The following is a 14153-nucleotide window of genomic DNA, read 5'->3' as shown; positions in this document are numbered from 1 at the left end:
CTATATTATGCCAGAATTTCCAGTATCGGGCTGTCCATTAGCGTGCCGGTGGTCACGTCGGCAATGCCCCGGTCGGTCTGATGTGGCCCTGCATTGCAGGCCAGCGTCGCGCCGAAACAGGCCTTGAACACCAGATAGGGCGGCTCCCAATCGACAACCTTGTCCATTGCCGCACGGATCGAGCGGAACTGATCGGCAACCACCTCGACCGGCTCTTCCGACACGAGACCCGCCAGCGGCAGCGGAAGCAAGCTCACCACCTTGCCGCCGATTGCAACCGCCATGCCGCCGCCCGACGCGATCACCGCATTGGCGGCAGCCGCCATGTCGCGCGGATCAGAACCGAAAACGGTGAGGTTATGGCTGTCATGTGCCACGGTCGTCGCGAAAGCGCCCTTCCACTTGCCCCATCCGGTGAGGAAACCCAACCGGGTGCGGCTGTCGACACGGCCATGGCGATGAGTCACGGCGATCAACACCGATTCCTGCGGGGGTACCACGAACCCGTTTTCGACAACCGCATCCGCCTGCCCCCAGCGTGTGAACCGCGGCCGATCAATGGTCGCGACCCTCACCCGGGTACCTTCAGAGCGAAGTTTGAAATCATCTTCCTGCAAATTCTGCAGCTTTACCGAACGGCGCAGCGGATTGGGGTTCATCCGGCACACATCGCCCGTCATCTTTCCATCGCGCGAGACGATGTGGCCGCTCGCCACGACCGCACGTGTGCGAAAATCCTTGAGATCTTCGAAGAGAACGATATCTGCTCGGCGACCGGCCGCGATCAACCCGAGATCTGCGCGGCCGATCCTGACCGATCCGTTCAGCGTCGCCGCCTGCAGCGCCCATTCCGGCTTCATACCGTAGCGCACCAACCGGCGCACCACGTCATCGAGACCGCCGCCATCGACAAGATCGTCGGGGAACACGTCGTCGGTGCAGATCGTCACAGTCTGCGGCAGATGCCCGAGCGTGTTCAGCGCCTCGACGAATTCCGGCAGAAGATGGTCATGTGAACCGCGCATCTCGATCGTCAGGCCGGCGCGCAGCTTCTGCATCAGGTCTTCGGCGGAAGTCAGCTCGTGATCGGACGTGACGCCAGCCGTCATGAAAGCTGCAAGATCACCGCCAGCGAGGCCGCGGGCATGGCCGCTGACAAGCTTTTCCGAAACGAGTGCATTCTGCACGATATTGCTGATGCGTGGTTCGCGATCGATCACGCCGCGCATGTTCATCACTTCCGCAAGACCGGCAATCTTCGGCCACAGCAGCATTTCATCGATCACATCGGCATCGAAATCCGCGCCGGCAACCTCGTAGCCGGGGGCGGAAGGAACGCAGGACGGTGCCATGACGACGGCCCTTAGCGGCAAGGAGCGGACAGCTTCCACTGACCATGCCACGCCATCGACACCGCAGACATTACCGAACTCATGCGGATCCCACACCACCGTCGTCACGCCGCGCGGCACCACAGTCTCCGCATAGGTCGCCGGCGTCACCATAGAGCTTTCGATATGCATATGCGTATCGATCAGGCCGGGAGAGACGAACGCGCCAGTCGCATCGATCACCTGAGCCGCATCCGAGCGCGCACCGCGCTCGTGGACGCTGACGATCAGTGGCCCGACAATGCCGATATCGGCCGGGCGCAGCTCGCCGGTCACCACATCCACCAGTGTGCCGCCGGAAATCAAAATGTCGAAGGGCGCATCTCCGCGTGCGACCTTCACGGCATTGTCGCGAAAGCACGGTTCGGTAAATTCGCCAACGGTTGCGATAATGTCCTTCACCAGCTTGCCTCCGCCTTCAATGCATCGAGAATGGATTGCTTGGCCTTTTCAGCATCGATATCCGCCGCGAATTGCGCATTGAATTTTGCCTTGCCCGCTCGTGTCTCGACCACGGTGCGCCCGCGCGTGTGACTGCCCGTCAGCTCCATGTCGATCCGTGCATCCTGCCATGTCGCAAGATCCGGCTGCACGAAGGCCACCGCCGCAACAGCGTCGTAAAGCGACATCGCCTTACGCCCGCGGCTGGTAGCGATCGAAACGAAACCGGCCAGCAGATCGGCCAGCAGCGTTGCATTGCGGCCACCGGCAGAGCGCACCGGCTCGACATCTTCCGGCGCGCAAAGCACCTTGCGGCACAGATCGAGATCGACCATCCGGAACGGAATGCCGTGAGCGAGAACGATCGCCACCGCTTCCGGATCGGCAAAGGCGTTGAACTCGGCGGAGGCCGTGTGATTGCCGGCCGTCAGTCCGCCGCCCATCCATGTCAGGTCGGTGATCTTGACGGCGAGGTCCGGTCGCGCCAGCGCCACGGCGGCAATATTGGTGAGAGGCCCAAGCGCCAGAATGCGTCGCTCGCCTTCGCTGCGCTCCAACCATGAACAAAGCGCCTCGAACGCATCCTCTACGAACGTATCCGGACCGGCCGGCAGGGCTTCACCCGCAGTCGGCATGCCCGCGTCGCTCAGGATCGAAACCGCTGTCTCCAGCTTGCCGAGAACCGGCTTTGCCCGCCCGGCGTGAATGGGAAACGGCCAGACGAAGGCAGCGGCGGCGCCAGCCGCATTGCGGCGCACCTGATCCAGCGGCGCATTGCCCAGGACAAGCGAAATCCCGTCGATGGCAAGCCCGCCATGGGCGACAACCATGATGGCGGCCAGATCATCGAACCCCATATCGGTATCGATCCAAACACCCATTTCAAGCACACTCCAAAAATACAACCGGACGATCCATTGGGGCGTCCATATACACGAGAGATTGAGGAGAAAGGATAAGGATTTTCACCTACCATCCTTCCGAGCATGCGCGGCAGCAGCCACAACCGAATGCATCGTCGGACCCGTCGATTGCCGGATCACCAGCTTCATCGGCACACCATCACAATCCGGCCTCGCGGCGATCATGCTGCCGGCTGCGGCCTCACCGTTTCCAATCGCGTGACCAAGAGCCTCGACCGCACATTCCGCAATCGTCGCAAGGTCCTGCCGCAAGGTCGTGATCGGCGGCATAACGACAGATGACCAGACAAGATCATCGAAACCGCTGACACTGGCCTGAAGCGGAACGTCGATACCGTCACGCTGCAATTCGGTGAGCGCACGTAGCGCCAGAAGATCATAAACGGCAGCAAAGCCGGTAAACCCGTCGGCCACCCGGGCAGAGAGACCGAGCGCGCAACCCACTCCCTGCGAAGCCTCAAGATCTCCCACCCACAGGGTCTCGCAGCAAACATCCTTGCCGAGACCGGCCTTCAGGCCGCCGATCCGGTCATTCTGCACATTCGATTCCCGGCTATGGGCGATCAGCAACACCTTCCGGTGCCCGAGAGAGGCAAGATGACGCCCCATCTGCACGCCGCCCTCCCAATGGTCGGACGACACGGTGTTGCCGGGCGTCGAGGGGCTATCGATGATCGCCACGGGCGTGCCTATATCCGCGATCCGCGATCCACGACGGGGAACGACGATCATCCCGTCGACACCGCGTTCGATCAGGCGGCCGATTGCCGCCGTCTGCTGGGCAATCTCTCCGCGACTGTCGGCAATCAACACGCCGAACCCGGCAGAAGCCGCCGCCTGCTCGATTGCCTGCGCGATCTGCGGAAACAGTGGATTGGAGATATCCGGCAGCACCAGCCCGATAACGCCTGTCCGCCCTGTTCTGAGCGCCCGCGCCGCATGGCTCGGCACATAACCAAGCTCTTCCGCCGCCTGCCGGATTTTCGCTGAAAGCTCGGCGGAGACCCGCCCCTTACCGGAAAGCGCATTGGACACGGTTGCCGAGGACACACCAAGGGCGGCGGCAATTTCCGTCATCGTCGCTGGCGTCCGACCGACACTCATCGTCCTGCTGCGTTCCAAGATGATTAATCGTTTAACCAACTATACCCGCACACATGCCAAATGTCGAGCGCAACACAACCTTTCATATAGAGTAATGCACAGCCGTTGCTACCAGGCCACGATTTCCTGTCGATAGCGCGCCACTTCTTCCATCAGCCATGCCCGAAACGCGACAACCGGCGGAAAACCGGCCTTTGCCTGCGGCGCGACCACGTAATAGGCGCTGGGACTGACCACCTGATGCGGAAATGCTTCCACCAGCTGCCCGCTCGCCAGTTCCGTATCGATCAGAAAAAGCGGCATCAGCCCGACACCCAGGCCGGCAATACAAGCCTGCGTCACGCTGCCGAATTGTTCGAAGCGCATGCCCTCGCTCATGCTGCCGGCAATCCGAAGGCTCTCGAACCAATGCTTCCACCCGCCCGGCCGTGACGCCATATGCAGAAGCGGCAGCCGCAACAGATCTTGCGCCTGCACAACCGGATGAGAACTGAGAAATGCAGCCGAGCAGACCGGCGCCACCATCTCATCCATCAGGAAGGTGCATTCGGCACCCGGCCATTCGGGTTGACCGACATGGATCGCCATATCGATACCGTCCCGGTCGAAATCGAACACGCCGATACGGGTTGCGAAGTTGAGCGTAATCTCCGGATGACGGGCAACGAAGCCCGGAATTCGTGGCATCAGCCAACGCGTACCGAATGTCGGCAGGATCGCCAGGTTGAGCTGGTCGCTATGTCGTTTGGTCATGGCATGGAGCGATGCCGAGCGGATCTGCGAGAGGGCGCCTGCAATCGCTTTCGCAAATTCCGCACCCGCCGATGTCAACACGACGCCACGGCTGGTTCGGTCGAAAAGCAGCACGCCAAACTGCTCTTCCAGCCCGGAAACCTGCCGACTTATCGCCCCTTGCGTCAGCGACAGCTCGTCTGCCGCCAGCGAGAAGCTGCCCAGCCGAGCAACGGAATCGAAGGCGGCAAGCGCCGAGGTGGAAGGCAGGAGTTTTCGCGACAGCTCTTTCATGGCCTATTACTAACCCTCATGGCCGATTGAGTAAACGGGCCTTGCGACAAACGACCACAGGACGATAATCTGCACGGGAAATTGCTTGGCGATTGAGACACCCGTCCCGTCCAAAAACATCGGAGACCCCCTTGGCCTTTATCTGGAACGACCCCTTCCTCATCGAAGATCAGCTGACCGAAGAAGAGCGCATGATCCGCGACGCGGCGTCCGCATTTGCCAAGTCCGAACTCCTGCCGCGGGTCGAGGAAGCCTATCTTGAGGAAAAGACCGATGTCGGCCTCTTCAAGCTGATGGGTCAGACCGGCCTCCTCGGCGTCACGCTTCCGGAAGAATATGGCGCAGCCAATGCCTCCTACGTCGCCTATGGCCTCGTCGCCCGCGAGATCGAACGGATCGATTCTGGCTACCGCTCAATGATGAGCGTCCAGTCCTCGCTGGTCATCTACCCGATCTTCGCCTACGGCTCCGACGAGCAGAAAAAGAAATATCTGCCCGGCCTCGTCTCGGGCGAACTGATCGGCTGTTTCGGCCTGACCGAGCCGGATGCCGGCTCCGACCCCGGCGGCATGAAGACCCGCGCCGAAAAGATCGAGGGCGGCTATCGCCTGCGCGGCTCGAAAATGTGGATTTCCAACGCACCGATCGCCGATGTCTTCGTCGTCTGGGCAAAATCGGAAGCTCACAACAACGAGATCCGCGGCTTCGTTCTGGAAAAGGGCATGAAGGGCCTCTCTGCCCCCAAGATCGGCGGAAAACTGTCGCTGCGCGCCTCGATCACCGGCGAAATCGTCATGGATAGCGTCGAAGTCGGCGAAGACGCGCTTCTTCCAAACGTATCAGGCCTCAAAGGTCCGTTCGGCTGCCTCAACCGCGCCCGCTACGGCATCTCCTGGGGCGTCATGGGCGCAGCCGAAGATTGCTGGTTCCGCGCCCGCCAATACGGGCTGGATCGCAAGCAGTTCGGCAAGCCGCTCGCCGGCATGCAGCTCTACCAGAAGAAGCTTGCCGACATGCAGACCGAAATCACGCTTGGCCTTCAGGCCAGCTTACGCGTCGGCCAGCTGATGGACCAGCACCGCATGGCGCCGGAAATGATCTCCATCGTCAAGCGCAACAACTGCGGCAAGGCGCTGGATATCGCCCGCCAAGCCCGCGACATGCATGGCGGCAACGGCATCCAGGTCGAATATCACGTCATGCGCCATTCGCAGAATCTGGAAACGGTCAACACTTATGAAGGCACCCACGACGTCCACGCCCTCATCCTGGGCCGCGCTCAAACGGGCATTCAGGCGTTTTTCTGATCGACGCCAACGACGCAGGTAATGTCACACTGAAGCCCGGCCGCCATGCGAGCCGGGCTTTATGCGCTCGGCTCGATCTGGCCCGTTGGCGGCCGGTTCCGGCCATTCAGCACGGGCCGCCATTTCATCATCCGCCGGATTGCCGCCCTCTGCTCCGCATTAGAAATTGCGTGAACCGTCCAGTAGAAGGAATAGACGAGATAGGCAGGCAGCAGAACCGCTGCACCCTTCGCTGTCAGAGGCACGCGATATTGAATCCGGACTGTCTGCGCGTTCGACCACCGTTCCTTGTAGTCCATGCGCAGTATCCGCATGTCGAAATCCAGGCCATGCTCGAAACACCAGCGCACCGTATCCTCGATGATCAGCATGCCTGGTGAATAACGCGAATAATCGGGGTCAAAACTGGTGGTCAAAAGCTCGACGCGCGTGCGGTCGATCATGGTCAGGAACGCTGCTATCGGGTTGCCGTCCAGCGTAAGGCGAAAGAGCCCCACGCGCCCCAGCTCGCCGCGCTTCATCGAAGCCGCCAGAAAAAACGCACGCGCCTCGCCCTTTCCAAGCCATGGGCATGACTTGTCCATGCGACGGAGCCAGCGTCGCTTCTCCTCGATCACCCAATCAATCGTCTCGACGGAACTGGCATAATCTTCCGGAAGTTCGAACCGCAGCTCACCAAGTTTTTGAAGTCTCTTGCGCCCCTGCTTCAGGTTGGTGCGGAATTTGGAAGAATAGGACGGGAGCAGATCATCGAGGTTTTCCACGCCACGCCGTTCGATCATGTAACTATCCAACGGATTGGGAATTTGAAAGGCGCCCGTTCTTTCCAGCACCTGCCGCACGGCGCCATCCTGTTCAACAAACGGCACCTCGATGATATCAGCCATCGGACGCAGGAGCGCCATCAACTCCCTGCAGATTTCGGCCGCATTCATATCGGGCGCTATCAGCGGATCACCATATTCCTCATGCATGCCGCACCCCAGCGGCTCGAGACGGGTCGCAGGGCCTAGCCTGTTTCGCTGGAACGGCCAGACCGCAACCAGCCGACTATCAGACCAGATAGTCGCGCATATCAACCGGTCACCTGCAGAAGCGTCCCTCGTCTCCCACCCGAGCTTTGCCCACTCAAAGGTCTGCGTGTAGTGGCACGTCACGACTGATCGCGCGAGGGCGTTCCACTCATCTTCAAGTTGAACGAAAGCCTCCACGCCGTCGACTAAAACAGAGCGCAACATCCGACCTCCCCTTCGGATTCACCGTGGGCCTAAATAAAAACCCATCTTGATTTCATCGATAACAAACAAACACCAAATAAACAAAGCATATTTAGGCACATCACAAATACACTTTCGTGATTTACATTCATCAAACTGAAATAAAAGACAACTTACGAACTGAGAGCTAGATTTCCTCAAATAATTGGAGAAGAAGACGACAACCAGTCTCAAGGCATGGAAACTCACAGTTCGCGCCGCTATTCGTCATTGGCCAAGGCGATGCGCCGGGTGTATCAACGCGATGCAGCTCAAAGAAAGCGATAAACACGCACAGGAAAGACCTCGCAAAGCATGCACGCAACGGATGACGCGGGAAAAACCGTCGCTCAGAACGATACCGAGAACCAATTCGATGTCGGCGATCGCCTGCGCCTCGTGCGGCAGAGCTACGGTCTGTCGCAGCGGGCATTGGCGGTAAAGGCCGGCGTTACCCATTCGCTCGTATCGCTGATCGAAAAGAACAAGGTCAGCCCTTCCGTCGCGTCGTTGAAGAAGATTCTTGAGGCGATCAACTATCCGCTGACGGATTTCTTTGCGCTTTCCCTGCCGCCCGTCGACCAGATTTTCTTTCGCGCCGACGAACTGACACCCTTGTCGAAAGGCCCGCTGACGCTGCTTCAGGTCGGCGATGCGAAATCCCATAGCGTCCAGATCTTTCACGAATTCTACGAGCCAGGCGCCGATACCGGCGAAACCATGCTGGCCCACGAGGCGGAGGAAGGCGGGGTTGTCGTCGCCGGCGAACTGGAAGTGACTGTCGGCAGCCAGACCCGCATCCTGAAACGCGGTGATGCCTATTTGTTCAACAGCCGCCTGCCGCATCGTTACCGAAATATCGGCACGGAACGCTGCGAAGTCGTCAGCGCTGTTACGCCGCCCTATCTCTAATCGGCAGACCGCCAGTCGTTAATCCAATTAGTATGACTTTTTTGACCGCGCCGCCGGTTGATTGTCGGCAGTGATTGTCTTAACTCAGGCACCGGAACCCATCCGCCCCTTCTGCCCGCGGCACCCCGCCGCGCGACCTGACGTTTCAAAACGAAAGTGGACCCCCATGCAGACCTATCCCGACGTAAAGCTTTTCATCAACGGCGAATGGCGCGATGCCATCGGCGGCGAAACGATCGAAGTGACCGATCCGGCCACCGACGAAGTAATCGGCAAGATCGCCCATGCCCGCAAGGCGGACCTTGATCTCGCGCTTCAAGCCGCTGACAAGGGTTTCAAGATCTGGCGTGACACGGCTCCCTTCGACCGCTCGAAGATCATGCGCAAGGCAGCCGATATCCTGCGTGAGCGCGCTGATGCGATTGCCTTCCTGATGACCCGCGAACAGGGCAAGCCGCTGGCACAGTCCAAGATGGAAATCATGGGGGCCGCCGACACGATCGATTGGTTCGCCGAAGAGGCACGCCGCACCTACGGCCAGATCATCCCGGCCCGCTTCTCCGGCGTCGCCCAGATGACCATCAAGCAGCCTGTCGGCCCGGTCGCAGCCTTCACCCCGTGGAATTTCCCGATCAACCAGATCGTCCGCAAGCTTTCCGCCGCCGTTGCAACCGGCTGCTCGATCATCGTCAAGGCCCCGGAAGAAACTCCGGCATCGCCTGCCGAACTGATCCGCGCCTTTGCCGATGCCGGCATCCCCGCTGGCGTCATCGGCCTGGTCTACGGCATCCCGGCTGAAGTATCCGAATACCTGATCCCGCATCCGGTCATCCGCAAGATCTCGTTTACCGGCTCTACCCCGGTCGGCAAGCATCTCGCAGCACTTGCCGGCAAGCACATGAAGCGCGCCACGATGGAACTCGGCGGTCATGCTCCGGTCATGGTCTTCAATGACGCCGACCTCGACAAGGCGATCGAAATCAGCGCCATGTCGAAGTTCCGCAATGCCGGTCAGGTCTGCGTCTCCCCGACCCGCTTCCTGGTTCAGGATGGTATCGCCGACAAGTTCCTTGACGGTTTCGTCAAGGCTGCGGAAGCCATCAAGGTCGGCAATGGCCTGGAAGCGGATACCGTCATGGGCCCGCTTGCCAATGAGCGCCGCATCCCGGCCATGGAAGCGCTGATCCAGGACGCAGTCTCGAACGGCGGCGAACTGAAGACAGGCGGCAAGCGCATCGGCAACAAGGGCAACTTCTTCGAACCGACGGTTCTCGCCAACGTTCCGACCACGGCCAAGATCATGAACGACGAGCCCTTTGGCCCGATCGCCATCATCAACCGCTTCTCGACCTATGAGGACGCGATCACCGAGGCGAACCGCCTGCCCTTCGGCCTTGCATCCTACGCCTTCACCGGCTCGGTCAAGACTGCCCATGCACTCGGCCGCGAAGTCGAGGCCGGCATGCTGACCATCAACCACAACGGTCTCGCCCTGCCGGAAGTCCCCTTCGGCGGCATGAAGGATTCCGGCTACGGAACCGAAGGCGGCTCGGAAGCCGTCGCCGCCTATCTCGAAACCAAATACGTCACCCAGATGAACTGATCGATCCATCTGCGATCGCATCTAAAGAACCGGCCGGAGCCACCGCTCCGGCCGGTTTTCTTTTTGGGCCTTGCCTGCATCAACGGAGTGGAATACGAAAACAAATAGTGAACATACGGATATAATGATGGCCGAGCCGGAAATGGAAACCGCCCCTCTCCTGAAGGAAATCTTCAACCGTGACCGGCTGAGCCATTTCGCCCGCGAGATCTCCGCGATCCATCCGGCTTTCGATGGCGAGCGCTTTCTCCAACTTGCTTCCGAAGGATTGGACGGCCTGAGTATCATGCAACGGCTGCGGCAGGTCGCTGTATCCTTCCACGCGACGTTACCCGGCCCCTACGAAAAGAACATCGAGATCCTCTGGGACCTCGCGCCACGCATCAACCACGGCTTCGCCTCGATCACCCTGCCGGAATATGTGGCGCTTTACGGTCAGGACCACTTTGACCTGTCGATGAGAGCCCTCGCTTTTTTCACCCGCTTCGGCTCATCCGAATTCGCCATCCGGCATTTCCTCTTGAAAGACATGCCGCGCACGCTCGCGATGATGCAGAACTGGTCAATGGACGAAAACGAGCATGTCCGCCGCCTCTCCTCGGAAGGCTGCCGCCCGCGCCTGCCCTGGTCCTTCCAGCTGAAACAGCTGATCGCCGATCCCTCGCCGGTCACCCCGATCCTGGAAAATCTGAAAAGCGACCCGAGCCTTTATGCCCGCAAGTCCGTAGCAAACCACCTGAACGACATCACCAAGGATCATCCAGGCTGGGTTCTGGAAAAGCTGTCCCAGTGGGATCAGACCAATATCCACACCGCCTGGATCACGAAACAGGCATTGCGCACCCTGATCAAGAAGGGCGATACCCGTGCCCTGCACGTCTTCGGTGCAAGCCACAAGGCGGAGGTAAAAGTCGAAACCTTCTCGGTAACGCCGTCATCGCTAGCGCTTAGCGGTGCGGTCCAGATCACGGCGAAGCTCACCTCGACCGGCTCCACGAGTCAGAAATTAGTGATCGACTATGCCGTCCATTACGTGAAGAAGACCGGCGGCACATCGAAAAAGGTGTTCAAGTGGAAGGAACTGACGCTCGAGCCGCATGCCCGCGCCGAACTCACGATCACCCGCCCCATCCGCAACTTCACCACCCGCGTTCATTATCCGGGAACACATCTGGTGGAATTCATCGTCAATGGCGAAGTGCTGGGCGAGACCGCGTTTGACCTAGACACCTGAACAAAAAGAAAGAGCACCGCCGGGGCGATGCTCTGATCCTTACTTCCGCTTCTCAAACCCGCCCTTAGCCGCAGGCTTCTTCTTGAAAGGTTTGTCGCCGTCACCCTTGGCAAACGGCTTGTCGCCAAAAGCCTTCTTCTTGAACGTCTTGTCACCTAAAGGCTTGTCGCCGCTTTTCTTGGCGAAGTCGCCCTTCGGCTTTTCGCCCCAGACGTCGTCGTCCATGCGGCGTTCGGCGCTGGCCTTTTCGCCCTTGGGCTTCCAGTCCTTGCGCGGCGCATCACCGAACGGCTTGTCGCCATCCTTGAAAGGCTTCTTTTCACGGTAAGGCTTGTCACCAAAGGCCTTGTCGCCACGCGGGCCATCCTTGGCGAACGGCTTGTCCTTGCGGAAACCATCCTTCTTCGGACCATCCTTCCAAGGCTTGTCCATCCGCGGACCTTCGCGCTTTGTAAAGCCCTCGTCGTCCGTGCCACGGGAGAACTTCGAAAAGTCGGGAGCGGCATCCAGACGCGTCACGCGGATACCGCGATCCATCATCTTGTCCTTGCCGAGCTTGGCCATGAATTTGTCGGCATGCGCCTCGGCAATCTCGACGAAGGTCTCGTCGGCCTGCATCTTGATCGCGCCGATCTCGTTCTTGCTCAAGTCACCACTCTTGCAGATCGTCGGGATCAGCCAGCGCGGTTCGGCGCGCTGCTTGCGGCCGACAGACAGCGAAAACCATACGGCCGGGCCGAAGTCGCCGCGCGGGGTGAGCGGCCGCGAGGCCGGATCACCCTGCCCGCCTTCGCGCGGCTTGCGTGCTTCGAGAGACACGACGCTGACATCTTCCGGCGCGGAATTCTTGCCGCGATAAAGCGAGACGAAAGCGGTCGCGAGCTTTTCGGCGTCGAAACGCTCGATGAGCTTGGCGATCAGAGCCTGCTCGTCTTCATTGGTCGTCACTTCGGTGAAGATCGGATCAGCAAACAGACGCTCCTCGTCACGAACGGTCACTTCTTCGGCCGAAGGCGGGTTCGCCCATGTCGGCTCGACCTTGGCGCCGAACAGAAGGCGTTCTGCCTTGCGGCGCTGCGTGACCGGCACGATCAACGCGCTGACGCCCTTGCGGCCCGCGCGGCCGGTACGGCCCGAACGGTGCAGCAGCGTTTCCGAATTGGTCGGAAGATCCGCATGGATGACCAGTTCGAGACCCGGCAGATCGATGCCGCGGGCGGCAACGTCGGTCGCGATGCAGACGCGGGCGCGACCATCGCGCATCGCCTGCAGCGCATGGGTGCGCTCGTTCTGGGTCAGTTCACCCGAAAGCGCCACGACGGAAAAATTGCGGTTGGAAAGCCGCGCATGCAGATGATTGACGGCCGCACGCGTGGAGCAGAACACGATCGCATTCGGTGCTTCGTAATAGCGCAGCACGTTGACGATGGCATTTTCACGGTCGGACGGCGTAACCAGCAGGGCGCGATAATCGATATCGACATGCTGCTTCTGTTCGGCAGCCGTCGCGATGCGCACGGCATCACGCTGATAGCTTTTCGCCAGCTTGGCGATCGCAGCCGGAACGGTGGCCGAGAACATCAGCGTGCGGCGTTCGTCCGGAGCGGATTCAAGGATGAATTCCAGGTCTTCGCGGAAACCGAGATCGAGCATCTCGTCGGCTTCGTCGAGCACGGCCACCCGAACCTCGGACATGTCGAGCGCGTTGCGGCGGATATGGTCGCAGATACGGCCCGGCGTGCCGACGACGATATGCGCGCCACGCTCCAGCGCCCGGCGCTCGTTGCGGATATCCATGCCGCCGACGCAGGAGGTGATCACGGCACCGGCTTCGGCATAAAGCCAATCCAGTTCGCGCTTCACCTGCATGGCAAGCTCGCGGGTCGGCGCAATGACGAGTGCGAGCGGCGCGGCGGCGCGGCCGAAGCTGTCACGATCTTCGAGCAGGGTGGGCGCCATGGCGATGCCGAAGGCCACCGTCTTGCCGGACCCCGTCTGGGCGGAAACCAGCGCGTCGGACGTAGCAAGCGCCGGGTCCAGCATTGCCAGCTGCACGGGGGTCAGCGTTTCGTAACCACGCTTCTGCAAAGCCTTCGCGATCGCCGGAACGGCGCCGTTGATATCGGTCATCAATCTTGTCTTTCGGAATGTACCGCGCCTGCTGGCGCCTTGGCTGCAACGATCGCAGCCGAACGTTTGCGCCGTCCCTATAGGGTAAGCTGCAAAAAGTCAAAGCATGGGTGGTTTGCGCGGGAGAGGATGCAAGCCGCCGATCAGACGATACCGATCACAACCGCTATAGTCCGGTGCTCGATTTCCTCGGTCGCCCACCTTTCGCGCCATTCGCCCGGCTTGCAGCAACCTTCGCCTCAGAACGGGACTGGCCGCCGCGACTGCGCGCATCCATGAAGGACTTGCTGCCGAATATTCCGCTCATCAGACCGGCGATCGAATAGTCGAGGTCCAGCGCTTCCCAATGCAGACCGGTCTCGCCGAGCAAGACGACATCGGACAACTCCTCGACAGTAGCCCTTTCCAGCCCCTCGATCGAGCGAGCCGGGAAGATAAAGGAAGCACCATTGAGAAAGTCGACAACAATCCGTTCGGAAGAAACATCGAAACGAACGGATGATGGTGTGGGGCGTGCCTGACGCTCCGCCTGCCAGTTCAGTTTTGCCTGCGCGAGTTCTTCGTCACTAATCTCAGCCATGATAATTTCTCCACGTGTCGAGAAACAGTTGCCGGTTGGCCTCGATCACATCCACCGCCCGCCTGACATCCCTGTCGGACATTCCTCCCTGGGTGATGACACACAGATTGACGATATCGATCCGAGCTTCGCCATCGCCGAATACATGGGCATGCGCCGGCTCATGATCAGCCGTGTAGATGACAAATCGCATTCCATGCTGTTTCAGGACGGTGACCATCGCCGAGAATAACCCAACTACTTGGG

Annotated in this window: 12 protein-coding genes; 4 read left to right on the top strand and 8 right to left on the bottom strand. The window is 60.1% G+C overall.

What is annotated here, in order from left to right; translation table 11 throughout:
- Positions 1-5: 5 nt before the first annotated feature.
- The 4 genes from GGE33_RS01365 to GGE33_RS01350 all read right to left on the bottom strand — a co-directional run bounded on the left by GGE33_RS01365 (position 6) and on the right by GGE33_RS01350 (position 4885).
- The gene (locus tag GGE33_RS01365) at positions 6-1793 is read right to left on the bottom strand and encodes an adenine deaminase (protein ID WP_394353622.1); all 1788 of its coding nucleotides are present in this window, start codon (positions 1791-1793) and stop codon (positions 6-8) included.
- Positions 1790-2713, bottom strand: a complete 924-nt coding sequence (locus GGE33_RS01360) for a nucleoside hydrolase (protein ID WP_183820961.1) — start codon at positions 2711-2713, stop codon at positions 1790-1792. The genes GGE33_RS01365 and GGE33_RS01360 overlap by 4 nt, the downstream gene beginning before the upstream one ends.
- Before the next feature lie 84 nt (positions 2714-2797).
- Positions 2798-3859, bottom strand: a complete 1062-nt coding sequence (locus GGE33_RS01355) for a LacI family DNA-binding transcriptional regulator (protein WP_246712515.1) — start codon at positions 3857-3859, stop codon at positions 2798-2800.
- A gap of 108 nt (positions 3860-3967) precedes the next feature.
- On the bottom strand, positions 3968-4885 hold the full coding sequence (locus tag GGE33_RS01350) for a LysR family transcriptional regulator (protein ID WP_183820960.1): 918 nt from the start codon (positions 4883-4885) through the stop codon (positions 3968-3970).
- A gap of 131 nt (positions 4886-5016) precedes the next feature.
- Between GGE33_RS01350 and GGE33_RS01345 the strand changes: the two genes are divergently transcribed.
- Positions 5017-6192 (top strand): acyl-CoA dehydrogenase, encoded by a 1176-nt coding sequence (locus tag GGE33_RS01345; protein WP_183820959.1) that lies wholly within the window; start codon positions 5017-5019, stop codon positions 6190-6192.
- A 59-nt stretch (positions 6193-6251) separates the two neighbouring features.
- Here GGE33_RS01345 and GGE33_RS01340 read toward each other — a convergent pair whose 3' ends face one another.
- The gene (locus tag GGE33_RS01340) at positions 6252-7430 is read right to left on the bottom strand and encodes a GNAT family N-acetyltransferase (protein WP_183820958.1); all 1179 of its coding nucleotides are present in this window, start codon (positions 7428-7430) and stop codon (positions 6252-6254) included.
- 333 nt (positions 7431-7763) lie between these two features.
- Here GGE33_RS01340 and GGE33_RS01335 point away from each other — a divergent pair, with 333 nt between their 5' ends.
- From GGE33_RS01335 to GGE33_RS01325, 3 genes are all read left to right on the top strand, one after another.
- Positions 7764-8360, top strand: a complete 597-nt coding sequence (locus tag GGE33_RS01335) for a cupin domain-containing protein (RefSeq protein WP_183820957.1) — start codon at positions 7764-7766, stop codon at positions 8358-8360.
- Positions 8361-8526: 166 nt separating this feature from the next.
- Positions 8527-9963 (top strand): NAD-dependent succinate-semialdehyde dehydrogenase, encoded by a 1437-nt coding sequence (locus tag GGE33_RS01330; RefSeq protein ID WP_183820956.1) that lies wholly within the window; start codon positions 8527-8529, stop codon positions 9961-9963.
- 127 nt (positions 9964-10090) lie between these two features.
- Positions 10091-11197: a DNA alkylation repair protein gene (locus GGE33_RS01325; protein ID WP_183820955.1), complete on the top strand. Its 1107-nt coding sequence runs from the start codon at positions 10091-10093 to the stop codon at positions 11195-11197.
- A gap of 39 nt (positions 11198-11236) precedes the next feature.
- Here the strand turns inward: GGE33_RS01325 and GGE33_RS01320 are convergent, their stop codons facing one another.
- The 3 genes from GGE33_RS01320 to GGE33_RS01310 form a co-directional block, all read right to left on the bottom strand.
- The gene (locus GGE33_RS01320; protein ID WP_183820954.1) at positions 11237-13327 is read right to left on the bottom strand and encodes a DEAD/DEAH box helicase; all 2091 of its coding nucleotides are present in this window, start codon (positions 13325-13327) and stop codon (positions 11237-11239) included.
- A gap of 166 nt (positions 13328-13493) precedes the next feature.
- On the bottom strand, positions 13494-13907 hold the full coding sequence (locus tag GGE33_RS01315) for a DUF2442 domain-containing protein (protein ID WP_183820953.1): 414 nt from the start codon (positions 13905-13907) through the stop codon (positions 13494-13496).
- Positions 13900-14100: a DUF4160 domain-containing protein gene (locus GGE33_RS01310; protein WP_246435682.1), complete on the bottom strand. Its 201-nt coding sequence runs from the start codon at positions 14098-14100 to the stop codon at positions 13900-13902. The genes GGE33_RS01315 and GGE33_RS01310 overlap by 8 nt, the downstream gene beginning before the upstream one ends.
- Between the last annotated feature and the right edge of the window lie 53 nt (positions 14101-14153).

The organism is Aliirhizobium cellulosilyticum (assembly GCF_014198105.1).
In the GTDB taxonomy this organism is placed as follows: Bacteria; Pseudomonadota; Alphaproteobacteria; order Rhizobiales; family Rhizobiaceae; genus Neorhizobium; species Neorhizobium cellulosilyticum.
The sequence above is the reverse complement of the archived record's forward strand: the minus strand, read 5'-3'. Positions and strand labels throughout refer to the sequence as shown.